The following is a 23495-nucleotide window of genomic DNA, read 5'->3' on the forward strand; positions in this document are numbered from 1 at the left end:
CCGTCGACCGCAACCCGCTTGCCGGGCCGTTCGGCGTTCCTTTCAGCGATGCCCTTGATTTATTCCAGTACACCCAAGTCTCCTGGCAACATCACCGACGCCTATTCGTTGGAAGTCAGCGTGAAAGACATTGCGGCGCTGACCGCAGCGGCGCCGCGGATATTGCCGGGGTCGACCATTTCCATTCCCTACCTGCCAGGCCAGGACAACGACGCGCGATTGGCTACAGCGCGGGCCGTGCGCGAGCTGGGCTTGGTACCCATGCCGCACCTTTCTGCGCGCCGTATCGCCTCGCTTGCCGAGCTTGATTCCTTCGTCAAACGCGCGGTCGCTGAAGCCGGCGTTGAGCGCTGCTTGGTGATCGGCGGAGATCCGTCGACCCCGATGGGGCCGTTTTCCGACAGTGCCTCGCTGATCGAAACAGGCGTTTTCGAGCGCTCGGGCATCCAGCTTGTCGGGGTGGGGGGGCATCCAGAAAGCCATCCGGTCATGAGCACGGCCGAACGGTGGGAGGTGCTCGAACGCAAGTGCCACAGCATCGGCATGCGCGGCATGACGCCCTTGATCTTCACGCAGTTTGGGTTCGATGCGGATATCGTGTTGACGTGGTTGAAAGCGCTGCGTGAGCGTGGCATTGAACATCCCGTACGCGTGGGTGTGCCGGGTCCCGCAGGTATCGCGGTGCTTGCTCGCTATGCGTCCGTATGCGGCATCAGTGCATGCGCCTCAATGTGGTCCAAGTACGGCATCTCTCTTGGCAAGCTGTTTGGCACGGCGGGGCCGGATGTTTTTGTGGATCGCTTGGCCGCCGGACTGACAGAGGCACATGGACAGGTGAGCCTGCATTTCTTTCCGTTCGGCGGCATCGCGCAATCTGTGAAATGGATAGAGCAGTACCGCGCTCGCGCCGGGCACAGCCGGCAGTAACGGCAGCGACCAACGGAGCCCCCATCCAATGGCATCCCTAAAAATCGACCCCCAAAACATCCACGAATTCCCCGACGGCCAAAGCTTCTACGACTGGTTAGCCCGTTGTCACGACAACGAGGACGAGGTCTGGATCAAGATCCACAAGGTCAGTTCTGGTCTGGCTTCAGTGACGCCGAAACAAGCTATCGACGTGGCGCTGTGCTGGGGCTGGATCGATGGATTGCGTAAGGGGTTGGATGACACGAGTTATCTGCAACGCTATACGCGGCGGCGCAGCAAAAGCATATGGAGCAAGATCAACGTCGGCAACGTGGCCCGCTTGATCCAGGAAGGCCGGATGACTGAGCACGGACTCAGGGAAGTCGAGGCGGCCAAGGCGGATGGCCGTTGGGAACGCGCGTATGGCAGCGGTCAGGAGATGAAGATTCCTGACGACCTTCAGGCTGCCATCGATGCTGAACCCAAAGCCAGGGACATGCTGACGTGCCTGACTGCGCAGAACCGCTTTGCGCTCGCGTTTCGCGTGCACAACATGAAGACGGCGGCAGGACGCCAGAAGAAGATCCAGACCTTGGTTGACTTGCTCAAACGCGGTGAGACGATCTATCCGCAGAGAAAGAAGCAGGGTTGAGACCGCTACACCCGCATCACCTTTCCAAATGCGGCCGTATCAAATCCTCGAACCATTCCACAAACACACCCAATCGGCGCGACCTTTGACGTCTATGCGGATACAGCATCGACACCGGCATTGCTCTCGCACGATACTCTGGCATCACTTCCACCAGTTCGCCGGTATCCAGCAGATGCTTCACGTCGAAACGCGGAATCTGGATCAGACCCAGACCGGCGCGGCAGCATGCGATATAGCTCTCGGCGTTGTTGACGATCACCCGGCTGGGAATGTTGGTCGTTTCCTCCTGCCCACCGGACGACACGTGCTCCCAGGGCAACTCCCGGCCGGTCGTCGGAGATGCGTAGCCTACGGTCCAGTGACCGGACGCTAGGTCACTGGGTTGCTCAGGCACACCATGTTCACGCAGGTAGGCAGGGCTGGCGCAGTTGATCAACGCGATATGCCCTAGCGGGCGGACTGCCAGGCTGCTGTCGTTCAGGGAACCGATGCGCACCGCGCAATCCACGCCATCCTGCACCAGATCGATGGATCGGTCCGTTGATCCAAGCGTGAGCTGTAGCTTGGGATAGCGCCGCAGCAAGCCAGGTAGCGCCGGTGCGATCAGGCGGCGTGCGATGCGGCTGGGGACGTCTACGGTGAGTTTGCCTGTGACCTTGTGCTGGTTGGTCTTGAACAGTTGATCAATATCTTCTGCATCGGCCAGCAATTGCCGGACACGTTCCAGCAGTTGCGCTCCATCGCTGGTCAGGTGGACACGCCGCGTCGTGCGATGCAGCAGTCTGGCGCCGGCCTGCGACTCCAGCTGCTGCACGGCCGCGGAGACTGAGGCCCGGGGTAAATCCAGCGTATGCGCCGCCTTGATGAAGCTGCCCATTTCGGCCACCTGGATGAAAACGCGGTACTGGTCGAGCTTGTCCATTCTGTTGTCCTATTTCGTGCTCGAAGACCAACGCAGCGGCCGGCTGGTTACCGGCGCAGCCACCACCAGACCGCCCAGGCCGCCAAGGCCGGCACCCCAAACAGAATCAGATGAATCGGCAATTCCTGGGCGAAGGTGTAGCCGTGTGACAGGCCCGTGCGCAAGTTAAGCGCGGCAACCCCCAGCCACACCACCGTGAACGCGCAGGCGGCCAGTGTGCGGTGCGGGTTGGGCACCAACCGCAGCAGTACTGCGGCCAGTATCAGGCCGACAACGATGAAGATTACTGTCCGCATGGCGCTCTCATTTTGTGGTGTAGCCGCCGTTGATCAATATCGTCTGGCCGGTGATCCACCAGCCGTCGCTGACCAAATGGCGGATGAACGGCACCACGTCTTCGATCTGGGTCAGCCCGGTTTTGCTGAATGGCGAGAGTGCGGCGGCGGTCTTGTGATAGGCCACTGCGTCCGGACCTTCGGCCGGGTAGAAGAAGGGTGTGTCCATCGGGCCGGGGCCTACTGCGGTCACCGAGATGCCGCGCGCGCCGAATTCTTTGGAGGCCGCGCGGGTGTAGTGTTCGACGGGCGCCTTGGTACCTGCATAGGCAGCATAGAAAGGGGTGAAGGCGCCGAGCAGCGACGTTACCAATGTGCAGACCTTGCCGTTGTCGTTGACATGTTTGCCCGCTTCCTTGAGAAAGAAGAAGGCCGTTTTCGAGTTCACGGCCGTGATCTCGTCGTATTCGGCTTCGCTGATCTCAGTCATGGGTTTCTTGATGACTTTGCCGACCGTGTTGATGGCAATGTCCGGTTTGCCCACGGCGGCGATGGTGTCAGCAAAGAGCTTCTCGATTGCGCCAGCGGTGGTCAAGTCCGCCTGGATGGCAACGGCCTGAGCGCCTGCGGCTTTGATTGCGGCGACGGTTGCGTCGGCATCAGCCTTGCTGCTTGCGCTGTTGTGGTGAATCGCCACGGCTCGGGCTCCGTGCTGGGCCAGATCGCGGGCGATCAGTCCGCCAAGGTTCTTGGCGCCGCCGGCGATGAGGACGACTTTGCCTTTGATGGAATGGTCTGCCATGGGAATTTCCTTCGATGGATTGACTGGGGTTTCAGTCTAGGCACCAACACACCGGAAGATCAGCCAGCAGAATCTGGATGGATTATCCAGAAAATCGCTCTAATCAAGTCGTGGGAGTGGGGTGAATTTACGACGAATTGATCAGGGTGCCTAGCGGCAAGCTTGTCGCCACCGCATTGCTTAGTCTGGAAAAGATCATGGCGATGGCCGATCGCCAACCCTGATGACCAGCTTTCCGAAAGGCCCTTGTTCCAGCCGCGCAAACGCTGCGTGAGCGTCGGTAAATGAAAAAACTTTGTCGATTACCGGCTTGATGCCGTGCTGGTCAATGGCTTGGTTCATCTCTTCGAATGCACGACGATGCCCCACGGATACCCCTTGCAAGCTGGCGCGCCGAAGTTGAAGCGGAATGGCGGGCAGGCGGATTTCGGTATCGTCCAGGAAGCCGATCTGCATGATGCGCCCGGAACCCGCCAGGGCTTCGACGGACTGGCGCAGGTTGTCTCCGCCCAGCAGTTCCAGCACATGATCGACGCCATCGCTGCCGGTCAGTTCGACCGCCGCTTGCGCCCAGGCCGGAACCTCTACGGTGTTGATGCCAGCCCACGCGCCCAGCGCTTTTGCACGGGCCAATTTGTCGTGGCTGCGTGAGGTCACGATCACGCGCGCGCCCAGGGCTTGTGCGAATTGCAGGCCGAACAGGGACACGCCGCCCGTGCCTTGAACCAGAACCGTTTGTCCTGTGCGCAGCTTTCCTGCTTCCACCAAGGCGAACCAGGCGGTGAGGGCCGCAACGGGCAAGGTGGCGGCTTCTTCATCCGACAAGGACGAGGGGGCGGCAACAGCGACCTCTTCGGACAGCACAACGTATTCGGCCAACATGCCGGGCAGCGGACCGCCCAGCGACAAACCGTGCTTGAGCATTGCGCGAGGCGGCTCGCCGTCCAGCCACTGCGTCCAGAAGTTGCCCATGACGCGGTCACCTACTTTGAAACGACGGGTTTGCGAACCCAGTTCAACGACTTGGCCCGCCATGTCGGAAACCGGGACGAAAGGCATGGACGGCAATTCCGGCAACAGTTCGCCGTTGATCACCAGCTTGTCCCGGTAGTTCAGCGATACTGCTGCGACCTTGACCAGCAATTCGTTGGGGCCAGGGCGCGGCACATGCCGCCGCGCCAGTTCCAGGTTTTCCAGGCCGAAGGTTGGTAGTTGCCAGACCCGCATGGATTCAACCGTCATCTTCACTACTCCTTGTCACATCACTCAATGTTGATGGCTCAGTTTATGGGCGAAAAACACGCGCTAGTTGCGACAAATCTGGCATAGACTGGCCACTTTTATTCTTCAATTGGCACTCGCATGACGACCTACGGAGCATCCCGTCTCCAAGGCATCACCGCATTCGTCCAGGCCGTTGAGGCTGGCAGCTTCACGGCGGCAGCCCACAGAATCGGCTTGTCCAAGTCGGCGGTCGGTAAGAGTGTGGCGACACTGGAAGAGCGATTGGGCGTGCGCCTGCTGGAGCGGACCACACGGCGGCTCGCGTTGACGGCGGAGGGCGCCGACTTCTATCAAAGTTGCCTGCGCGTCTTGGCCGAATTGGACGAGGCCGAGTCGCGGGCGGCCTCGCGCCGCACAGAGGTGTCGGGAACGCTGCGCATCAGCCTGCCGGTGACGTTCGGCAGGCAATGGGTCATGCCCGTGCTGTGCGGCTTGGCCCGGCAGCATCCGAAGCTTGCGCTGGACGTGGCGTTTTCGGACCGCGCTGTCGATCTGCTTGAAGAGAACATCGATCTGGCGGTACGTCTGGGAGACCCGGGCGACAGCGCTTCGCTTTCAGCGCGCCGTCTGGGATTTCAACGACTGGTCGTCTGCGGCTCGCCAGCCTACTTCGTAGAGCATGGCCGTCCAACATCCATTGACGATCTTGCACACCACGACTGCATCACCTTTGCGCATGGCGGCTACCTGTTTCCGTGGAAGCTGCTGGATAGCGAGGGCCGCAGCGTAGACGTCAAGATCAAAGGACGCCACACCATCAGCGATGGGGAAGCGTTGCGCGCCGTCGTGCTCGACGGTTTGGGCATTGGGCAGTTCCCGACGTGGCTGGTCGCGGATGCGTTAAGGTGCGGTACGCTCCAAACGGTTTTGGCGCCGCAAGGCGTTCAAGGTTCACCGATTCACGCGCTGTGGCCCGCCACGCGTGATCTGGCGCCCAAGATCAGGGCGACGGTTGACGAGCTCTTGCGGGCGTTTACACCCGTGGCGCCCTGGGATAAGGGCTTGGGCTGATGAGCGATCCCTAAGGTTCGTAGACTTTGGTCTGCGAAACCTGACGCTTTGCGTGATCCATCACAAGTTCATGGATTTCGCAGGCAGCAACGTGAAGCTTACGCATCAAACAGCGCCCGTTCACTCTCAAACACCTGCACCAAATACTCAACAACTGCACGTATGGGCAGATCCTTGCGATCCTGCCTGCGCGTCAACAACACAATCTCCCGCGGAGGCGGGGGAGCTTGTTCCAGTTCGCACCGTACAAGCCCTGGCGTTGTCCTTCCGACGTAATGCGGAAGCAGCGCAATGCCCACGCCAGTTCGGACTGCGGTGGCTTGGGCCACGTGATTGTTCGCCCGGAAGGTCATACGCGCTTTCGGAAATTGACGTGACAGCCAAGCCGCTTCCGGCAGATACGCATTTGCTTCGTCGAACCCGACAAAAACGGGTTCCGCGCCACCCTCGATCCGTTTACAAAGCGCAGGCACGCCATAAAAGCCAAATGCCATGTGTCCCAGCGGTTTCGCGATGAAATCGCCATCTTGGGGGCGGCTGAGGCGGATTGCGATATCGGTGACGTGCCGCTCCAGGCTCACCGAACGCAGATCCATGGCGAGATCGATGTCTATGCCTGGATGCTGCAAAGGCAGTTTGGCAAGCCTGTCCACCAGAAACCCTTGAGATAGCGCGGGCGGCGCGTTGACGCGAACCAGGCCGCGTGGCGCGCCATCTGCGCTGCCTCTGCCCAACGTGTGGACAGCGGCTTCCATGTCGCTGGCGGCTGCCATCGCTTGTGTTCCTGCCGGGGTCAATACATACCCCTCTGGCCGGCGTTCGACCAGTTTTTCACCCAGGGTGGCTTCCAGGGATTGGAGGCGGCGCGAGATCGTCGAGTGGTTGGTGGCTAGCGCCCTTGCGGCGGCCGAGAGGCTGCCGTAGCGCGCCAGCGCAAGGAATACGCGGATGTCTTGCCAGTCGGGCTCTGTGCGTTTTTTCTCAGCCATTGCGCAAGAATAGCGGATTTTCGATCAGGCCAGATGCGCCTAATGTTCAGGGCATACCAATCAACCGTGAAGGAAATCATCATGAGCACTGAACAAAAAGTCGCTATCGTCACCGGCGCATCGCAGGGGCTGGGCGAGGGGATTGCCAAGGCGTTTCTCCGCCGTGGTTACCGGGTCGTCGGTACGTCCCGGTCGATCAAGCCGTCGGACAATCCCAATTATCTGACTATCGCTGGCGATATCGGCGATCCGGCGACGGGAAGGAATGTGGTGGAGCAGGCGCTGGCGCGTTTCGGGCGGGTGGATACGCTTGTCAATAACGCGGGTATTTTCATCGCCAGTGAGTTCACGAAATATACCGGGCAGCAGTATCAGGACATGCTGTCGACGAACTTGAATGGGTTCTTCTATACGACGCAGCATGCGGTAGAGGCAATGCTGAAGCAGGGTAGCGGCCATATCGTGCAAATCACCACGACGCTGGTCGATCAGGCCAACTCCAAGGTTCCTTCCGTTCTGGCGTCGCTGACCAAGGGCGGTTTGGCTGCCGCAACCCGCAGCCTTGCGATTGAGTACGCATCCCGCAACATCCGCGTGAACGCGGTGTCGCCGGGTATTATCAAAACGCCTATGCACGCCCCTGAAACCCATGCCGCGCTGGCGGCATTGCATCCGATGAAGCGCATGGGCGATATCGCTGACGTCACGCAGGCAGTACTGTATTTGGAAGACGCCGGTTTCGTGACGGGCGAAATTCTGCATGTGGATGGCGGGCAGGTGGCGGGCGCCTGAGCGTCTAGAACGCATTTCCTGCAACAGCACTGTTAACTGGAGAAAAAAGATGCCCTACGTAAATATCAAAGTTACCCGCGAAGGAACCGCACCCGGCGCGACGGCGACGACGCCTGAGCAAAAGCGGGCGCTCATCAAGGGCGTCAGCGATCTACTGTTTGAGGTGTTGGGCAAGCCGCAAGCATCAACCTTCGTTGTGATTGACGAGGTCGAGATGGAGAATTGGGGTGTGGGCGGCGTGGCGGTGCCTGAATATAGGGCGCAGGCCGCCAAGACAAAGAAAGAGTAGGCTGCCCGCTTCAAAAGCGTAAACCTGCATGAAAAAACGAAAAGGCGCCGAGGCGCCTTTTCGTTTTGAAGCGATTTTCGCAATCGAATGCGAAATTTCTGACTAGCGGCCTTATCCCTGACGGCTCATGATGCTCAACGCCACCGCCTCGGCAATCTTGATTCCATCCACACCCGCCGACAGAATCCCGCCCGCGTAACCCGCGCCTTCACCTGCCGGGAACAGGCCTTTGGTGTTGATGCTTTGCAGCGTTTCATTGTCTCGCCTGATGCGAATCGGCGACGACGTGCGCGTTTCCACGCCAGTCAACACCGCATCGTGCATGCCAAAACCCTTGATGGTTTTGTCAAAGGCAGGCAGCGCTTCGCGAATGGCAGTGATGGCGAACTCCGGCAACGCCGTCGCCAGATCCGTCAGATGCACGCCGGGCGTGTAAGACGGCAGCACCGACCCAAACTCCGTCGACGCCTTGCCGTCAATGAAATCTCCCACCAGCTGGCCAGGCGCGCTATAGGTCTCGCCGCCCAGCACAAACGCCTGCGATTCCCACTTGCGTTGAAAATCCACACCGGCCAGCACATGCTCCGGATAGTCCACCTCGGGCGAAACCCCGACCACAATGCCTGCGTTGGCGTTGCGTTCATTGCGTGAGTATTGGCTCATGCCGTTGGTGACGACGCGGTTGGGTTCGGACGTTGCCGCTACCACCGTGCCGCCCGGGCACATACAGAAGCTGTACACAGACCGCCCGTTGCTGGCGTGGTGCACAAGCTTGTAGTCCGCCGCGCCCAGAATCGGATGGCCGGCGCTCGGGCCAAAGCGCGCTTTGTCGATCAGTGACTGAGGGTGTTCGATGCGAAAGCCAATGGAGAACGGCTTGGCTTCCATGAACACGCCTTGCTCATTCAGCATCTGGAACGTGTCACGCGCACTGTGGCCCACGGCCAGCACAACGTGGTCTGCTTCGATGTGCTCGCCGCTGGCCAGCGTCACACCGGTGACCTGGCCGTTTTCGCGTTGCAGCGTTTCCACTTTGCTGGAGAAGCGCACTTCGCCGCCCAGTTTGGTGATGGTGTCGCGCATGACTTCCACCATGCCGACCAGGCGGAATGTGCCGATGTGGGGTTTGGCGACATACAGAATTTCTTCCGGCGCGCCGGCCAGCACGAATTCCTTCAGGACCTTTTCGCCGTAGTGCTTGGGGTCTTTGATCTGGCTGTATAGCTTGCCGTCGGAGAACGTGCCCGCGCCGCCTTCGCCAAACTGCACGTTCGACTCGGGATTCAGCACGCGTTTGCGCCACAGGCCCCAGGTGTCTTTGGTGCGTTCACGCACGGCTTTGCCGCGTTCCAGAATGATGGGCTTGAAGCCCATCTGCGCCAGCACGAGTCCGGCAAACAGGCCACAGGGGCCGGTGCCAATGACGATGGGGCGTTTGCTCAACGTGGCGGGCGCCTGGGCGACGAATTTGTATTCAGTATCGGGCGTAGGCTTTACGTTGCGATCATCGTGAAAGCGCGCAAGAAGGGCCGCTTCATTTTCGATGTCGATATCCAGCGTGTAGGTCAGCAGGATATTGTGTTTTTTGCGCGCGTCGTAGCTGCGCAAGAAGATGGTAAAGCCGTTCAGATCGCTGGCCGGAACGCCTAGTTTTTTCAGGATTGCAGCGGGCAATTCCTCGGGCGTGTGGTTCAACGGCAGCTTGATTTCAGTCAGTCGCAACATGCTCAGGGTCCAGATGGATGGGCGATCACAACGTCGCCAAAACGCGCATTGTACTGGATGGAAAGGGGGTGCGCAGCGACGGATTGATGTGTTGGATCAAGCGCTTAGGGGCCTCTGGCGGGGTGGTTGGATGGACGGTTTGCGCAGTTTGGACCGAACTGCTTTAAGCCTTCGCGCTGGGTGCAAGCGGCACCAAATTTGAGACTGCAATACCCGCTATGATGCGGGCTTATTGTTCATCACCAGTACTTAGTAGAAAGGGACGGGTTATGCGTCTTATTGGCAACGTGTTGTGGTTTGTATTGGGCGGCCTGTGGATGGGGCTGGGCTGGTGGCTGGCGGGCATCGTGGCCTGTATCACCATCGTCGGTATTCCCTGGGGCCGTTCTTGTTTTGTAATCGGTAATTTTGCGTTCTGGCCGTTCGGCAAGGAAGCCGTTAGCCGCCGGCATGTGAACGGCTATGGCGATATCGGTACCGGGCCGTTGGGGCTGATCGGCAATGTGGTCTGGTTTGTACTGTTTGGCTGGTGGCTGGCAATTGGCCACGTCGCGTCGGCGCTGGTCAACTTCATCACTATCATCGGTATCCCGTTTGGCATTCAGCATTTGAAGCTGGCGGTGATTGCGCTGGCGCCTATTGGCCAGACGGTCGTTCCGATAGGACACCGCGCGACGCTGCGCTGATGCCTATGGTGGCCGCGCAGGTGCGGCCACCCATCAACTTGTTTATCTTTAGCGCACCAGCTCAAAGCCGTCGCGCGCCACGACACCCCCATTCACACACAACTCCACTTCATGGCGCCCCGCATAATGCGTGCGCGTCGTGAAATCCCGGATTTGTTGGCTACGGCTTAGTGTCACGGTCTGGCCGGGTTCCAGCGTCAATTCCTTCAGTCTGAACGCCTTGAACGACGTCGAGCCGTTTTGCCGCACGTAGCCGATGCGGTACAGAACGATCAGCCGCTTCGATGTGGCGGCGGATGATCGCAACGAGCAGGTGAGCGTAAGCGTATCGCCCAAGGTGATCCGGGCGGGCGTGACGTTGAACGCTTCCACAGTGATGTTCGTTGCGGCTTCTGCGCCCAGTATCGCCAACGCCGACGCATTGCCCTGCTTGATCAGCGAGCGCAGCGCGTGGCGGATGATCCATTTGGTGTGCGGATCAGCCACGCCCCATTGCGCGGCGCGTTCCAGCACCCATGCCGGATTTGCCTTGGTGATGTCGTTCAGATGGTTGGCGACAGACCGGCGCACATAGAGGCTGGGATCGGCGCGTAATCTGTTCAGGATAGGCGCTGCCAGTTCAGGCGAGGCTTCAATGGCGCTTAACCGGAACGACCAGGGCAGGCGGGGCCGCGTGCCTTCGCTGGCCAGCCGGCGCACGGCGTCGTTGCTGTCTTCAGACCAGATATTCATGATCTTCAGGGCGCGTTGCGGGTCGTCGCGCAAGAACTCACGGACGCCGAATTCCGAGGTGCCGAAGGACGTGAAGAACTTCAACGCATCCATGGAACGTTCGAACGCGTGCCGGCCATGCTGGCTGACATAGTCGGGCGCCACGAGCGACATGAAGCCGTTGCCCAGCTTGGGGGCGGCTTGCATCAACAGAGCAAGGACGCCGTCGTAACCGTCCGGGATGGCGTGCGCGGCGGCGGCGATGGCATCGCTGGCGCGCCGCACGCGCTGCATCAGGGTCAGGTGCTCCAGACCGGCAAGCGCTTCAGAGAGGAACCTGCCGCTATCAAAGTCAGGGGATATTGATTGAAGTGTGGCCGACAGTTTGCGAAGCTGCGGGGCTCCCATCGAGTCCTTTAACGGGGCATTGGTTTGGGCAGTCATCGGCGCGGACCTGTGGGATTGTTGATGGTCAAGGAACCTGGCAGTGTCGTCGGACGCCGTGTCAGTTCCTGTCAGCAGTCCGTGTCCGTGTCAACGCCACCAGGAGACGCCAGCCTGTGGGGCCGTCAGGTCAACGCGCTCGCCCATCTGCGGCGTGGTCAGCGCCACCCCTTGGGCGGCCGCCAATGCAGCGATGCGTTCAAACGGTTCTTCCCAGACATGCATTGCCAGGTCGAAGGTGCCGTTATGAATCGGCAGCAACCAGCGGCCGCGCAAGTCCAGGTGCGCTTGCAGAGTTTCTTCGGGCTGCATGTGTACAAAGGCCCAGCGCTTGTCGTAGGCGCCGGTCTCCATCAAGGTCAGATCGAACGGGCCGAAGGCGTCGCCGATTTTCTTGAAGCCGTCGAAGTAGCCGGAGTCACCGCTGAAGAACACGCGCATGCCGGCGTCTTGGATGACCCAAGATGCCCATAGGCTGCGGTCGCTGTCCGTCAAGCCGCGGCCCGAGAAGTGCTGGGCCGGCGTGGCAGTCAGGCGCAGGCCTTCAACGGTAGTGGATTGCCACCAGTCCAGTTGTTCGACTTTGGCGGGGTCTACGCCCCACGCGATCAATTGGTCGCCCACGCCCAAGGGCGCGATGAAACGGCTGGTTTTACCGGCCAGTTGCAACACGGCTGCCCGGTCCAGGTGGTCGTAGTGGTTGTGGGACAGGATGACGCCCGCGATCGGGGGCAGTTCGTCGATGGTGATGGGCGGCTGGTGAAAGCGCGCGGGGCCGGCCCATTGCACGGGCGAGGCACGTTCGGAAAAAACGGGGTCGGTTATCCAGAAACGTCCGCGCAACTTCATCAATATGGTGGAATGCCCCAGTCGGTACAGGCTGCGATCCGGAGCAGCTTCAAGTTGGGCAAGATCCAGGGCGCGCACGGGAATTGGCCTGTCGGGCACGGTGCCGGCGGGTTTGGCGAAAAAGAATGCCCAGGTTAGTTTCAGCCCTTGCCAAAAACCCATGGCGGGGCGGGGCCGAGCGTTGATAAAGCGCCCGTCGCGGTGGTGCGGCGATTCGGGATAGCGGGGCAGGGCAGGCTGGAGGCAAGTGGAACGGGCGGTCACGGTATGAATTCCGAACGGGGGGAGGAAGCTAAAAATACACTGCACAGTGTAGTTTTTCGAAAAGTACACTGGCCGGTGTAAAATCGTCAACACCTATTTGAGCCCCTTCTTCTCCTATGTCCCAACCGCCGCAACGCCTGACTGACCGCAAACGCGAGGCGATCTTGCGCGCAGCCGTGGAGGAATTCCGTACGGCAGGCTATGAAGCTACCAGCATGGACCGAATCGCGGCAGCGGCGGAGGTTTCCAAGCGCACCGTCTATAACCATTTCCCCAGCAAGGAAGAGTTGTTCGGCCAGATTCTTGAACAACTTTGGGAAAGCAGCGCGGCCAGCGTCGATATGGCGTACCGGCCGGACCTGCCGCTAGACCAGCAACTGCTGCAACTATTGATGCAGAAGCTGGAATTGCTGGGCGACCCGAATTTCATCGATCTGGCACGAGTGGCCATGGCCGAGATCATTCATTCCCCTGCTCGCGCGCAACATATCGTCTGCCGCATGGGCGAAAAGGAAAGCGGCGTAACGGCGTGGGTCCGGGCCGCGACGGCAGATGGCCGTCTTGCCAACGTTGACCCGGACTTTGCAGGCCATCAGTTGCAGGGCTTGGTGAAGAGTTTTGCGTTCTGGCCGCAGATCACGCTGGGACAAGCACCCCTGACTGAGTCTGAGCGCAAGCGAGTGGCGGAGTCGGCGGTGGTGATGTTCTTAGGGTGTTATGCGCGGGGCGACTTGCGTTAAGGCCCTCCTTACTTTATGGTAAGGAAATTAAGTTCAAGGAGTCAGCATGACTTCCGCCACCATCACGTCCAAGGGCCAAGTCACCATTCCGGTAGATGTCAGGAACCGTCTCGGGCTCTCTACTGGCGACCGGGTCGAGTTCATTTTGAACGAAGCGTCGGGGCACTACGAGGTTGTGCCTGCCACGTCTCCCGTCACCGCGCTGAAAGGCATCATCGGAAAGCCGAAGAAAGCGGTGACCATTGACGATATGAATGCCGCCATCGCTGATCAAGGCGGGTCCGCGCGATGATCGGTCTGGACACCAATGTTCTGGTCCGATATTTCGCACAGGACGACCCAGCGCAGGCGAAGAAAGCGACTGAACTGATTGAGTCGTTGACGGCCGACAGTCCTGGTTATGTGACGCAGGTTGCCCTTATTGAACTTGTTTGGGTGCTTGGGCGGGCCTACGGTCTTCCGCGCGCAGACATCGTGCAGGTCATTGAGACGTTGCTGCGCACAAAGGAACTGAACGTCGAGGCGGCCGAAACCGTATGGAAAGCGTTGCGTCGATACGCCAGCTCATCCGCGGATTTCGCCGATTGCCTGATCGAGCTGATTTGCCATGACGCGCAGTGCGATTACACGGCAACTTTCGATATCAAAGCGGCTACGTCAGCGGGAATGCGGCTGCTTAAATAGTCGAAAACCTTAGACCCGGGCGATCACGGCAGCCGACAGATACAGCCCCAATCCAAAGACCGCATGCGTCGCCACGCTGCGCAGGCAGTTCTTGATGGGCGTGGGCGTTTTGGCGGACGCGAAGCCGGCGCCCATAGCGGGCTGCATGACAAATAGCGGTACGGCAACTGTTGCGATGCCTATCGTCAGCGCAGGCAGTAGCGTCGGCGCATTCAACCAGACCATGCCCTGAATGCCCGCCAGCAGCGCGGCAAACGCAATTCCGACGGCGTAGTGCGTGAACCAGCCCAGCGCCAATTCTCCTGGGATGGGGCGCGATTGCCCAATGCGCTCGTGCGCAAATTTGCCATGGAATAAGTGCCCCACCCAACGTCCAACGAACGCCCAATTCAGCGTGGGCACGCCAAGTTGCTTCATAAGCATCGCCCATGCGTCCATGACCATCGTCGCGCCTGCGCCCATCAGCACAATGCGTGCTGTCACTTCCCAAGTTGTCATTTGTGCCTCTGACTGATTGACCCGTTCAATTGATGACAGGCATGATAGAAGTTGAAGTCAACTTCAAGTCAATAGGTTTAGCCATGGACATCGCTGACGTTGCCAAGCGCTCGGGGGTTCCCGCCTCTACGCTGCGGTATTACGAGAAGAAAGGTTTGATTGCGTCGGCAGGCCCAAGCGGCGTTCGGCGCCAGTTTGCGCCAGCAGTGCTGGACCAGTTAGCGCTGATCGCCTTGGGGCAGGCTGGAGGACTGTCGCTGGATGATATACGCGCCATGTTGTGGCCCAACGCGGGCGGCGCGCAGGTAGACCGGGCCGTGCTGACGGCCAAGGCCGACGAGATTGACGCGACGATCAAGCAGTTGCAGGCGATGAGCCGGGGGCTGCGGCACGCAGCGCAATGCCCCGCGCCTAGTCATGCGGAATGTCCAGTGTTCAAGCGGCTGCTCAAGGCTGCGGCGGCAGGGGCGTTGAACCGGCGGCGGCGTCCGGCTTCGATGGTGCGGCCTTAGCCTGCGGCCAGAGCGCTCGATGGATTGCGCGCGATATTCCTGATCGCGCGGCGCAGTAATGCCTTCAATGGCTGGAAAAGCGCGAACTCAGACCGAAAGAAGGACAAAAGCCTCCCTGAAATCGGCGCGGCGCGAAGAACAATAGATTGTGATTGCAAGTGGGTCTGATTGATCGGGTTTGACCCATTACCAGACTATCAGGTTGTCAGTTGACAACTTTGAAAAATGAAGCAACACTTGGGGGCATCTATGGTTCGTCCGCTACATCCAAAAAAGGAAATCGAATCGGCGCTGCGGCAAGCCGAAAGGCAGGGATGGCGTGTCAAGCAAAGCATCGGTCACGCGTGGGGGCGTATTTATTGCCCCTACAACGACGAAGACTGTCGACGCGGCGAGTTCTGTATCGCCAGCGTATGGAGCACGCCTAAAAGCGCCGATGGTCATGCGCGCGCATTACGCCGGGTAGTTGATCAATGCGCCCCGCATCTTGAACGGGCTACAACACATTCTTCAAGCGAGCACTGACAGTGGAATACCTATTCACCTTGAGATACCGCCTATCGCCCAACGACGATACGCCCGATGATTTGATAGAACGCCTGGGTGCAGCCGGCTGCGACGATGCCCTGATCGGCGTGGGGCAACCCGGCCGCCTGGCGCTTGAATTCACGCGCGTTGCGGCCAATGCGCGAGCAGCGTTTCAACGCGCCTTGAAAGACGTGAAGCGCGCCGTGCCTTCGGCAAGACTGATCGAGGCAGGGCCGGACTACGTTGGCTTGACGGAAGTGGCCGAGTTGTTGGGGATGTCGCGTCAGAACATGCGCAAACTGATGCTGGCTCATCCAGACGGTTTCCCGTTGCCCGTGCATGAAGGAAAGACGTCGATCTGGCGCTTGCATCAAGTGCTGGACTGGCTGCGGACGCTGGGCCGGTACGACGTGGATGTTTCCGTGCTTGAAGTCTCGCGCGCAGCGCTGGAAGTTAATGTGACGAAGGACGGTGTTCGTTCGCCGCAGCCGCTGGTGCGCAAGCTGGAAGGCTTGCTGGCTTGAAGCGCATGCCGTGCCGCTGCGGCGGTGGGGGCATGCGGGATCAATACCGGTTTGGGTGTGCAAGTGGGGCTGGACGGCCTATTTCTGATCGGAGCACACCGGCGCTTCCGACAGCAGGGCTGGCCATTGCGCCGCCCAATTTCCCCCATGATCCAAGCCGTTTAGCGTGCGCGTGCGTACGCAACGCGGTCCGGTGGCAGACGCAAAACGCGCCGCGACCGACGGCGGCACGATCTTGTCGTTGGCGCCGCTGATATGCAGCTGCGGAATGGCGGCAACGCGGTCCGCCTCGTTGATGGGGTTCAGCGATTCGGGCATGGCAGAGACTTCGTGCAGTTGGTTGACGAATTCGGTATCCAGATTGCCTGCCACTGTGCGGATGCTGGCAACGTCATGGCGGCGGGCCGCCAGCAGGACGGCTAGCGCGCCGCCGCCCGAGTAGCCGATCAGTTCCACGCGTTGGCCGGGCGCACGGGCCGCCAAGCGGTCGATCGCCGCGTTCATGGCGTTTACGATTTCAATCCCGAAGCGTTTTCCCGTCCACCAGACAGGAGTGCATTGCGGGTTCAGGCTCATCGGCGTGAACTGGCAGGGGCGCGCCAGGTAGGCGACATTGTCGCTGGCGTCTTGGGCTGCAAGTGTCAGGCCGACGGCATTGCGCGGCGTGGGGTCCGCTGATGGTTGGGTACGGGTGATCCAGGCCAGGCCATCGCCTTCGATGTACACGCGCAGGGGGCGGTCGGCACGCGGGATGCGGGTATAAGCGGTCAGGACGAACGTGCCGGTGGCAATGTGTTCGCGGTGCAGACCGGAGGGCGCGGCCAGCTCGTCGGCATTGCGCACGCGGTCCATCGCGCAGCCGGCAAGCAGCAGAATCATCCACGAGAAAACGCCCCAGCTGACGAAACGGGGGCACGATAAACGGAGTCGCGAAGCGCGGATAAGTAGCATGCCGGGATTCTAAATGCGGACGCGTCCACTTGTCTGATCGCCGAGCTTATTTTGGTTTGGACGGCAAAAAAAACGCATTCCCCCAGGCCCTCCGGGGGAATGCGTGTAAAAGCAGATCCACTAAACGCCTGGTACCACGGGCGTAATTGCAGTCCACCGGCTTGAGATTGTTCCCGCTACGGTTACTGGCAGCATAGTTAGTGTTCGGCTTGCCGCTATACCGTGCGTCTCAGTTCTTGAAAGGTATGTAAAAAAGCGCATTCCCCCGGACGAGGGAATGCGCTTTGCGGGAACAGCGCGGACGCTGATGGCGTCGTGCTTAGAACATTTGACGCAGACGCAGGCCGCCAGCTTGCGACACAAAGCCCGAACCGGCTTGCAGTTCGTAGCGGGCGCTGATGCTCAGGTTGTTCGACTTCAGCAAGGTCAAGCCTGCCGAGACCAACGCTGCATCACGTACGGGGCTGGCGCCCACGGTGGTGAAGGCGGTGGCGCCGGTGGGGTCGCCGGCAAAGCTGGCGTTGGTGAGCACCTTGTTATTGCGGAACTCATGACGCCAGCCCAGTTGCAGCTCGGGGGTCAACGTGCCGTAGGACGTCGAGAAGTCACGGGCGAACTTCACACCCAGGTCGCTGGTGACCGACGTGGCATTGCTGGAGCCGACGGACAGCGCTGCGCCGTTGCCGCCAGTTTCGGTATAGCCGTCTTGACGCACGTAGTTGTAGGTCAGGGCTGCCAACGGCGTGATGGTGGTGGCGCCTGCGGCGATGGGGACGCCAGCCTCGGCGCGAACCACGTATTGCTGGCCGTCAAAGCGGCCGTGCGCGTCACCCTGGAAGCCGGTGAAGTCAACAGAACGCTTGGTGCGGTAACGCTGTTCGACCAGGCCTGCCGACAAGTTGGTGTACCAAGTGTTGGCGGTATAGCTGCCGTAGGCCATGAAGCCATAGCTGTCGACGTGGGTCGAGTTGCCGGACGTGTTGTCCTTGAAGTCGACTTCCGTGCCGCTGTAGCTGACGACACCGCCCACGCGCCAGCGTTCGCCGATGCCGCGGTCCAGACCCAGCAGCAAGCCGCCGAAGTTGGCGCCGTAGCCGTCCACGCCGTCGCGCTGGTTTTGGCTGGCGTGACCGCCAAAGGCTTGGCCCCAGGCTGCCCAGGTGGGACCGCTGTCGCCGGTGGCTACACCGGAGCCGCCAGCTTGGCCGAGACGAACGCTGTCGTTACGTTGCGAAATCAGGTTCACAACGTTGACGGTCGCGGCGTCGGCGGCGCGGGCCGTGGATGACGAGTTGACCGGAGCCAGCTTGGCGCCCGCTTGATTGGCGTCGCTCGCGCTGCCCAAGCGCAGAGCTTGTCCGGCGTTGAACAGGTTCAACAGGGCGGGGTCACTGATGCCTGTGTATTGGGCCAGACCGTTCAACGACGCGTAGGAATTCGGGATGGTCGCGGGAATGGGGGGAATGGCCGGAGTGGTGGGCGTTGTTGGCACACCCGGCTCAGTCGGGGTAATGACTTCACCAATGCTATTGATCGTCAGCACCAGGTTGCTGGTGCCGGCATTGGCAACCGCCGCGCCAGTGACATTGCTGGTAAGGCCGTTGATGCCGTAACGCAGGGCGCCTTCGTTGTAGTTGGTGCCGGTGGCATTGGCGCTGACCACGACATATCGTTGGCCCGGTGCGAAGGCGAAGGCGTTGACCTTTTGCAGCTTCACGGCGGAACCGGCGTCGATGGTGGCGGTGCCGTTGACGATCAGGCGGCCGTAGCCGGCGTCGGTCGCCAGATTGCCCGTCGTGGCGGCATTGGACGACACCCCGATTTGCAGCGTGGCGGGCGCAGCTTGATGGTAGTTGCCGGTGATCGTGATCGGCCTGTTGACCTGCACGGTGGCGCCGGTGTTATTGACGCTTTGGTTCAGGGGGGCGGGTGGCGCGATTCGAAGTAATGGGCTGCCAAGCTCGATATTGCTGTCGAGCAATACATTGCCCGAGCCAAAAACCACGGACTGTTGGGAGTTGATCTGGCCGACGTCGCCGTTAAGCCCTGTCAGGGTGCCGAATTGGTTGCCAGCGCCGCCATTGATGACCAGGTCACTCGCAGAATCGTTTTGGATGCCGCCAGCGATCGTGCCGCTGTTGTTGATAGCCCCAATGGAAGTGTTCCCGCTGATAAGGATTGCGAAGACTTGGCCCTGGATCAACCCGCTGTTGGTCAAGGTAGAAAGGCTGGTTGGCGTCGGGCCTCCCGCGTCTTGCGTAGCGATGGCCAAGACGCTCGAGATCGTTCCCGAGTTGGTCAACTGACCGATCTTGCCGAAGTTCAAGAGGCCTACACCATTCGTAGACGTAATGGTGCCGGTATTGGTCAGGGATAAGATCGTCCCCAAGTTATAGAGGCCGTGGCCGTTCTCGCTGCTGATCTTGCCCTGGTTCACCAGCGAAATAATTGTGCCGCCGTTGTCCAGCCCAGTATTGCTGCTGATAGACCCGGGGACCGAGCCGAGGCTGGTGAGTGTGCCGGTGCTGGTGTTGGTCAACGTGCCGATCGTGCCGGTGTTGTACAGGCCGGAATTGGTCAATCCAGTCACCACGCCCCGATTGGTAAGGCTGTGGATTTGTCCGGCATTGGAAATGCCGTTTTGGTTGCCCAGGATTTGGCCGTCGTTGATCAGCATCCCAATGGTGGAACCGGATTGATTCCCTACACCGTTCTGGCCGGAGATCGAGCCGTTCTGGTTCATGTACGAGCTGATGGTGCCCGTGTTGGTCAACGTTCCAATACTGCCGCCGTTCGTGACTGCGTTATCAGTAGTTGCATTGATCAAGCCTTCGTTTCGCACCGACGCAATGGTGCCCAAATTGTTCAGGCCGCCGAGCCCGGTAATCGTGCCCTTGTTGACTAGTGAGCCGATTCCGCCATTGTTGTTAACCGCGAACGAGAAGCCCGTAGTTTTAATTAAGCCAGTGGTGTCATTGGTCAGGGTGTTGATCCTGCCATTGTTTTGGATGGCGGCTAGGTACGTGGAGGCAATCGTGCCCTGATTCCATACCGACGATATGGTAGCGCCGGTGTTAGTAAACAGTCCGATGTCGCCTTGAATCAGCCCTTGGTTATGAAGCGTCCCAACCAGACCTGGCGAATTCGCGTTGATGGCCGGCGTCGCCATCATCCCGAGCACGCTGCCCGTATTTGTGATCGTCACATCGTCGGACGCCCACACTATGGAATGCATGGGTACTTCGATTACGAGCGGCCCCCCAGCCGCGCTCGCGACGTGGGCATGGGCGCCGAGGGCGGCGGCCAGAGCGATAGCCAGGGTGGTCTTGCGGGGAAACTGCGCGCGGGATGTCATGGTGTAGGCGTAGAGAAAAGGATGAGGGTCCAACAACAACATCGCATTCCCCGGTTAGGGGAATGCTGTATCAGGCAAAGCTGCTGTAGAAAGATGCAGCCGCGGACTTAGAACAACTGACGCAGACGCAGGCCGCCAGCTTGCGACACAAAGCCGGAACCGGCTTGCAGTTCGTAGCGGGCGCTGATGCTGAGGTTGTTCGACTTCAGCAAGGTCAAGCCTGCCGAGACCAACGCTGCGTCACGCACGGGGCTGGCGCCCACGGTGGTGAAGGCGGTGGCGCCGGTTGGGTCGCCGGCAAAGCTGGCGTTGGTCAACACCTTGTTGTTGCGGAATTCATGACGCCAGCCCAGTTGCAGCTCGGGGGTCAGCGTGCCGTAGGACGTCGAGAAGTCACGGGCGAACTTCACACCCAGGTCGCTGGTGACCGACGTGGCATTGGTGGAACCGACCGACAGCGCCGCGCCATTGCCGCCGGTTTCGGTATAGCCGTCTTGACGCACATAGTTGTAGGTCAGGGCTGCCAACGGGGTGATGGTGGTGGCGCCTGCGGCGATGGGGACGCCAGCCTCGGCGCGAACCACGTACTGCTGGCCGTCAAAGCGGCCGTGCGCGTCACCCTGGAAGCCGGTGAAGTCAACAGAACGCTTGGTGCGGTAGCGCTGTTCGACCAGACCTGCCGACAGATTGGTGTACCAAGTGTTGGCGGTATAGCTGCCGTAGGCCATGAAGCCATAGCTGTCGACGTGGGTCGAGTTGCCGGACGTGTTGTCCTTGAAGTCGACTTCCGTACCGCTGTAGCTCACAACACCGCCCACGCGCCAGCGTTCGCCGATGCCGCGGTCCAGACCCAGCAGCAAGCCGCCGAAGTTGGCGCCGTAGCCGTCCACGTTGTCGCGCTGGTTCTGGCTGGCGTGACCGCCAAAGGCTTGGCCCCAGGCTGCCCAGGTCGGACCGCTGTCGCCGGTGGCAACACCCGAGCCGCCAGCTTGGCCGAGACGAACGCTGTCGTTACGTTGCGAAATCAGGTTCACAACGTTAATGGTTGCGGCGTCGGCTGCGCGGGCCGTGGATGAAGAGTTGACCGGAGCCAGCTTGGCGCCCGCTTGATTGGCGTCGCTCGCGCTGCCCAAGCGCAGAGCTTGTCCGGCGTTGAACAGGTTCAGCAGGGCGGGGTCACTGATGCCTGTGTATTGGGCCAGACCGTTCAGCGATGCGTAGGAATTCGCGATGGTCGCGGGAATGGGGGGAATGGCGGGCGTCGTCGGCGTGGTAGGCGTTGTAGGCGCCGTCGGGTCAGTTGGTATCGTGGGCACGTTCGGATCAACAGGCGTGACGACTTCTCCCACGCTATTGACCGTCAATACCAAGTTGCTGGTGCCGGCCTCATTGACTTGCGTACCGGTGACGATGCCGTTGGGCGCGCCATTAATGCGATAGAGCAGAGCGCTTTCGTTGTAGTTCGTACCCACGGCATTGGCGCTGATGACGACATAGCGCTGGCCCGGTGCAAAGGCAAAGGCGTTGACCTTTTGGAGCGCGACCGCGGAGCCAGCGGCGACGGTGGCAGCTCCTGTGACGACCAGTCGGCCATAACCCGCATCGGACGCCGGGTTGCCCGACGTCGTGGCAAAGGGCGACACGCCGATTTGCAGGGTTGCGCCCGCAGCTTGCGTGTAGTTGCCGCTAATCGTGATTGGGTTGTTGACCTGCAAGGTGGCGCCGGTATTGGCTACCGTGGCGGTCGGAGCAGGACCCGTCGGCTGGAGATTGATATGGCTGTTGAGCAGCAAGTTGCCGCTGCCGAATTCCAAGGTTGGCGACAAGGAAGCGATTTGGCCGATGGTGCCATTGGCGCCAGTGATTGTGCCGAACTGGTTGTTTGAGCCGCCATTAATGGTCAGGCTGTGACCCGAGCCATCGGCGATATTGCCAGCAATGGTGCCGCTATTGTTCAAGATGCCCAGCGTGCCATTTCTGCCCACTGCAATTGCGTATTCTTGGCCCCCGATCAGGCCGCTGTTGTTCAGTACCGACAGGGTCGCAGGGTCCCCATTTCCAGCCAATGAACCAACGATCAGGGCTATACCACTATTGCCGTTGCCGCCGGCGATGCCTGTAGCGGTGATGGTTCCGGAGTTGGTCAGCGTGCCGATCGAGCCTGTATTGGACAAGCCTGCATTGGCCCGGATCGTGCCTTGGTTCAAGAAGTTATTGATGGTACCGCTGGTTTCCATGGCGGCAATGCCGCCTATTGTTTCGGACCCGGCAATGACGCCGGTGCTGCCATTGACCAGATTCCCGATCGTGCCGCTATTTAAAATGGCAGTGTCGGCAATGGCATTGATGGTGCCCGTATTGGTCAGCGTGCCAATATTTCCGGTGGTCAGGATGGCATTGCGGGCAGTGCCGGTCAGGGCGCCCTGGTTGTCCATCGACATAATTGTGCCGTCGTTCCACAGGCCGCCCCCAGCGCTTATGGTGCCAAGGTTGCTCAAATTGACAATGATACCGTCGGTATAGATGGCGGAGACGGCGGGTCCGCCTCGTATCAGGCCACTGGTGTCGTTCGTCAAACTACCGATGACGCCAAGGTGTTGGATGGCGGCGCGCCCTGTGCTGCTAATCGTGCCTTGATTCAATACTGACGTGATCAACGCTCCAACGGTAACGCCCAAGCCGCCGACGCCTTCGATCACCCCTTGGTTGTGCAGCGAGCCGAGGGTGCCGCTAGTCGCAGTGAGCGGGAAGCCTGGCTGGAAATCCGTGATCGTGCCGTTGGTGGTCACCGTAACATCGCCGGCTCCCCATGCTACGGCGCTCACGATTGTGTCGACGATGTAGGGGCCGCCAGCGGCTCCGGCAACTTGGAGCGTGGAGCTCAGAGCTGCGGCCATGGCGATGGCGAGGGTGGTTTTACGGGGGAACGGCACGCGGGAAGTCATGGTTTGGGCTGCATAGGGAAGGGCTGAATTCCGCAATAAGGCGCTGCGGTTAGCTCGCTAGAATAGTTACTTTTTGTGTTTTCGCTATACACGGCGTCTCAAATTTGCAAAATTCTGTAGCTAGTACCTTACTTTTTGTTGTTATTTCCCC

The 23495-nt window shown here is 60.2% G+C and carries 24 protein-coding genes; 12 read left to right on the forward strand and 12 right to left on the reverse strand.

All coding sequences use genetic code 11. The features are described from left to right. Positions 1-48 precede the first annotated feature (48 nt). Positions 49-927, forward strand: a complete 879-nt coding sequence (locus RAS12_RS04345; protein WP_306945483.1) for a methylenetetrahydrofolate reductase — start codon at positions 49-51, stop codon at positions 925-927. 28 nt (positions 928-955) lie between these two features. Continuing rightward, positions 956-1561: a YdeI/OmpD-associated family protein gene (locus RAS12_RS04350; RefSeq protein ID WP_306945485.1), complete on the forward strand. Its 606-nt coding sequence runs from the start codon at positions 956-958 to the stop codon at positions 1559-1561. Between the two features lie 16 nt (positions 1562-1577). Here RAS12_RS04350 and RAS12_RS04355 read toward each other — a convergent pair whose 3' ends face one another. The 4 genes from RAS12_RS04355 to RAS12_RS04370 all read right to left on the reverse strand — a co-directional run bounded on the left by RAS12_RS04355 (position 1578) and on the right by RAS12_RS04370 (position 4805). Further along, on the reverse strand, positions 1578-2486 hold the full coding sequence (locus RAS12_RS04355; RefSeq protein WP_306945487.1) for a LysR family transcriptional regulator: 909 nt from the start codon (positions 2484-2486) through the stop codon (positions 1578-1580). Between the two features lie 47 nt (positions 2487-2533). Beyond that, positions 2534-2782, reverse strand: a complete 249-nt coding sequence (locus RAS12_RS04360; RefSeq protein WP_306945489.1) for a hypothetical protein — start codon at positions 2780-2782, stop codon at positions 2534-2536. Between the two features lie 7 nt (positions 2783-2789). Continuing rightward, entirely contained in the window at positions 2790-3563 is a 774-nt protein-coding gene (locus tag RAS12_RS04365) for an SDR family oxidoreductase (RefSeq protein ID WP_306945491.1), read from the reverse strand. A gap of 195 nt (positions 3564-3758) precedes the next feature. Continuing rightward, positions 3759-4805 carry a zinc-dependent alcohol dehydrogenase family protein gene (locus RAS12_RS04370; RefSeq protein ID WP_306945493.1) on the reverse strand — a complete coding sequence of 349 codons (1047 nt, stop codon included), beginning with the start codon at positions 4803-4805 and terminating at the stop codon, positions 3759-3761. Positions 4806-4925: 120 nt separating this feature from the next. Here RAS12_RS04370 and RAS12_RS04375 point away from each other — a divergent pair, with 120 nt between their 5' ends. After that, the gene (locus RAS12_RS04375; protein WP_306945496.1) at positions 4926-5858 is read left to right on the forward strand and encodes a LysR family transcriptional regulator; all 933 of its coding nucleotides are present in this window, start codon (positions 4926-4928) and stop codon (positions 5856-5858) included. A 98-nt stretch (positions 5859-5956) separates the two neighbouring features. Here the strand turns inward: RAS12_RS04375 and RAS12_RS04380 are convergent, their stop codons facing one another. After that, entirely contained in the window at positions 5957-6847 is an 891-nt protein-coding gene (locus RAS12_RS04380) for a LysR family transcriptional regulator (RefSeq protein WP_306945497.1), read from the reverse strand. Between the two features lie 81 nt (positions 6848-6928). On the opposite strand from RAS12_RS04380, the gene RAS12_RS04385 reads away from it, so the two are divergent. Together RAS12_RS04385 and RAS12_RS04390 are read left to right on the forward strand one after the other, a co-directional pair. Beyond that, positions 6929-7639, forward strand: coding sequence for an SDR family NAD(P)-dependent oxidoreductase (locus RAS12_RS04385; protein ID WP_306945499.1), 711 nt, complete (start codon positions 6929-6931; stop codon positions 7637-7639). Positions 7640-7688: 49 nt separating this feature from the next. Continuing rightward, positions 7689-7928, forward strand: coding sequence for a tautomerase family protein (locus RAS12_RS04390; protein WP_306945500.1), 240 nt, complete (start codon positions 7689-7691; stop codon positions 7926-7928). Between the two features lie 111 nt (positions 7929-8039). Here RAS12_RS04390 and RAS12_RS04395 read toward each other — a convergent pair whose 3' ends face one another. Further along, positions 8040-9653 carry an NAD(P)/FAD-dependent oxidoreductase gene (locus tag RAS12_RS04395; RefSeq protein ID WP_306945501.1) on the reverse strand — a complete coding sequence of 538 codons (1614 nt, stop codon included), beginning with the start codon at positions 9651-9653 and terminating at the stop codon, positions 8040-8042. A gap of 269 nt (positions 9654-9922) precedes the next feature. On the opposite strand from RAS12_RS04395, the gene RAS12_RS04400 reads away from it, so the two are divergent. Continuing rightward, complete coding sequence (locus RAS12_RS04400; protein ID WP_306945503.1) at positions 9923-10339, forward strand: YccF domain-containing protein; 417 nt, start codon at positions 9923-9925, stop codon at positions 10337-10339. Between the two features lie 48 nt (positions 10340-10387). On the opposite strand, the gene RAS12_RS04405 is transcribed toward RAS12_RS04400, so the two are convergent. Beyond that, positions 10388-11494, reverse strand: coding sequence for a DNA alkylation repair protein (locus RAS12_RS04405; RefSeq protein WP_306945505.1), 1107 nt, complete (start codon positions 11492-11494; stop codon positions 10388-10390). 90 nt (positions 11495-11584) lie between these two features. Next, positions 11585-12607 (reverse strand): MBL fold metallo-hydrolase, encoded by a 1023-nt coding sequence (locus RAS12_RS04410; RefSeq protein WP_371321247.1) that lies wholly within the window; start codon positions 12605-12607, stop codon positions 11585-11587. 116 nt (positions 12608-12723) lie between these two features. On the opposite strand from RAS12_RS04410, the gene RAS12_RS04415 reads away from it, so the two are divergent. Genes RAS12_RS04415 through RAS12_RS04425 form a run of 3 tightly spaced genes read left to right on the forward strand, consistent with a single transcriptional unit; the run spans position 12724 to position 14031 of the window. Continuing rightward, positions 12724-13347: a TetR/AcrR family transcriptional regulator gene (locus RAS12_RS04415; RefSeq protein WP_306945507.1), complete on the forward strand. Its 624-nt coding sequence runs from the start codon at positions 12724-12726 to the stop codon at positions 13345-13347. 46 nt (positions 13348-13393) lie between these two features. Next, positions 13394-13639, forward strand: coding sequence for an AbrB/MazE/SpoVT family DNA-binding domain-containing protein (locus RAS12_RS04420; protein WP_306945509.1), 246 nt, complete (start codon positions 13394-13396; stop codon positions 13637-13639). Further along, entirely contained in the window at positions 13636-14031 is a 396-nt protein-coding gene (locus RAS12_RS04425; RefSeq protein ID WP_306945510.1) for a type II toxin-antitoxin system VapC family toxin, read from the forward strand. The genes RAS12_RS04420 and RAS12_RS04425 overlap by 4 nt, the downstream gene beginning before the upstream one ends. A gap of 9 nt (positions 14032-14040) precedes the next feature. Here RAS12_RS04425 and RAS12_RS04430 read toward each other — a convergent pair whose 3' ends face one another. After that, complete coding sequence (locus tag RAS12_RS04430) at positions 14041-14529, reverse strand: DUF2938 domain-containing protein (protein ID WP_306945512.1); 489 nt, start codon at positions 14527-14529, stop codon at positions 14041-14043. An 83-nt stretch (positions 14530-14612) separates the two neighbouring features. On the opposite strand from RAS12_RS04430, the gene RAS12_RS04435 reads away from it, so the two are divergent. The 3 genes from RAS12_RS04435 to RAS12_RS04445 all read left to right on the forward strand — a co-directional run bounded on the left by RAS12_RS04435 (position 14613) and on the right by RAS12_RS04445 (position 16093). After that, positions 14613-15041: a helix-turn-helix domain-containing protein gene (locus RAS12_RS04435; protein ID WP_306945514.1), complete on the forward strand. Its 429-nt coding sequence runs from the start codon at positions 14613-14615 to the stop codon at positions 15039-15041. Between the two features lie 249 nt (positions 15042-15290). After that, the gene (locus RAS12_RS04440; protein WP_306951297.1) at positions 15291-15566 is read left to right on the forward strand and encodes a hypothetical protein; all 276 of its coding nucleotides are present in this window, start codon (positions 15291-15293) and stop codon (positions 15564-15566) included. Between the two features lie 2 nt (positions 15567-15568). Then, entirely contained in the window at positions 15569-16093 is a 525-nt protein-coding gene (locus RAS12_RS04445) for a helix-turn-helix transcriptional regulator (protein WP_306945517.1), read from the forward strand. Between the two features lie 78 nt (positions 16094-16171). Here RAS12_RS04445 and RAS12_RS04450 read toward each other — a convergent pair whose 3' ends face one another. The 3 genes from RAS12_RS04450 to RAS12_RS04460 all read right to left on the reverse strand — a co-directional run bounded on the left by RAS12_RS04450 (position 16172) and on the right by RAS12_RS04460 (position 23344). After that, positions 16172-16972: an alpha/beta hydrolase family protein gene (locus tag RAS12_RS04450; RefSeq protein ID WP_306945519.1), complete on the reverse strand. Its 801-nt coding sequence runs from the start codon at positions 16970-16972 to the stop codon at positions 16172-16174. A 391-nt stretch (positions 16973-17363) separates the two neighbouring features. Beyond that, the gene (locus RAS12_RS04455; RefSeq protein ID WP_306945520.1) at positions 17364-20441 is read right to left on the reverse strand and encodes an autotransporter outer membrane beta-barrel domain-containing protein; all 3078 of its coding nucleotides are present in this window, start codon (positions 20439-20441) and stop codon (positions 17364-17366) included. Between the two features lie 65 nt (positions 20442-20506). Continuing rightward, complete coding sequence (locus tag RAS12_RS04460) at positions 20507-23344, reverse strand: autotransporter outer membrane beta-barrel domain-containing protein (protein ID WP_306945522.1); 2838 nt, start codon at positions 23342-23344, stop codon at positions 20507-20509. Between the last annotated feature and the right edge of the window lie 151 nt (positions 23345-23495).

Origin of the sequence: Achromobacter seleniivolatilans (assembly GCF_030864005.1) — a bacterium.
Lineage (GTDB): Bacteria > Pseudomonadota > Gammaproteobacteria > Burkholderiales > Burkholderiaceae_B > Achromobacter > Achromobacter seleniivolatilans.

Bases quoted from the DNA above. Each gene is read 5' to 3' on its own strand.
- RAS12_RS04435 (WP_306945514.1), top strand. From the start codon at position 14,613: ATGGACATCGCTGACGTTGCCAAGCGCTCGGGGGTTCCCGCCTCTACG.
- RAS12_RS04390 (WP_306945500.1), top strand. From the start codon at position 7,689: ATGCCCTACGTAAATATCAAAGTTACCCGCGAAGGAACCGCACCCGGC.
- RAS12_RS04440 (WP_306951297.1), top strand. From the start codon at position 15,291: ATGGTTCGTCCGCTACATCCAAAAAAGGAAATCGAATCGGCGCTGCGG.
- RAS12_RS04360 (WP_306945489.1), bottom strand. From the start codon at position 2,782: ATGCGGACAGTAATCTTCATCGTTGTCGGCCTGATACTGGCCGCAGTA.
- RAS12_RS04405 (WP_306945505.1), bottom strand. From the start codon at position 11,494: ATGACTGCCCAAACCAATGCCCCGTTAAAGGACTCGATGGGAGCCCCG.
- RAS12_RS04420 (WP_306945509.1), top strand. From the start codon at position 13,394: ATGACTTCCGCCACCATCACGTCCAAGGGCCAAGTCACCATTCCGGTA.
- RAS12_RS04415 (WP_306945507.1), top strand. From the start codon at position 12,724: ATGTCCCAACCGCCGCAACGCCTGACTGACCGCAAACGCGAGGCGATC.
- RAS12_RS04395 (WP_306945501.1), bottom strand. From the start codon at position 9,653: ATGTTGCGACTGACTGAAATCAAGCTGCCGTTGAACCACACGCCCGAG.
- RAS12_RS04455 (WP_306945520.1), bottom strand. From the start codon at position 20,441: ATGTTGTTGTTGGACCCTCATCCTTTTCTCTACGCCTACACCATGACA.
- RAS12_RS04370 (WP_306945493.1), bottom strand. From the start codon at position 4,805: ATGACGGTTGAATCCATGCGGGTCTGGCAACTACCAACCTTCGGCCTG.
- RAS12_RS04430 (WP_306945512.1), bottom strand. From the start codon at position 14,529: ATGACAACTTGGGAAGTGACAGCACGCATTGTGCTGATGGGCGCAGGC.
- RAS12_RS04400 (WP_306945503.1), top strand. From the start codon at position 9,923: ATGCGTCTTATTGGCAACGTGTTGTGGTTTGTATTGGGCGGCCTGTGG.
- RAS12_RS04460 (WP_306945522.1), bottom strand. From the start codon at position 23,344: ATGACTTCCCGCGTGCCGTTCCCCCGTAAAACCACCCTCGCCATCGCC.
- RAS12_RS04345 (WP_306945483.1), top strand. From the start codon at position 49: ATGCCCTTGATTTATTCCAGTACACCCAAGTCTCCTGGCAACATCACC.
- RAS12_RS04425 (WP_306945510.1), top strand. From the start codon at position 13,636: ATGATCGGTCTGGACACCAATGTTCTGGTCCGATATTTCGCACAGGAC.
- RAS12_RS04450 (WP_306945519.1), bottom strand. From the start codon at position 16,972: ATGATTCTGCTGCTTGCCGGCTGCGCGATGGACCGCGTGCGCAATGCC.
- RAS12_RS04350 (WP_306945485.1), top strand. From the start codon at position 956: ATGGCATCCCTAAAAATCGACCCCCAAAACATCCACGAATTCCCCGAC.
- RAS12_RS04380 (WP_306945497.1), bottom strand. From the start codon at position 6,847: ATGGCTGAGAAAAAACGCACAGAGCCCGACTGGCAAGACATCCGCGTA.
- RAS12_RS04365 (WP_306945491.1), bottom strand. From the start codon at position 3,563: ATGGCAGACCATTCCATCAAAGGCAAAGTCGTCCTCATCGCCGGCGGC.
- RAS12_RS04355 (WP_306945487.1), bottom strand. From the start codon at position 2,486: ATGGACAAGCTCGACCAGTACCGCGTTTTCATCCAGGTGGCCGAAATG.
- RAS12_RS04385 (WP_306945499.1), top strand. From the start codon at position 6,929: ATGAGCACTGAACAAAAAGTCGCTATCGTCACCGGCGCATCGCAGGGG.
- RAS12_RS04375 (WP_306945496.1), top strand. From the start codon at position 4,926: ATGACGACCTACGGAGCATCCCGTCTCCAAGGCATCACCGCATTCGTC.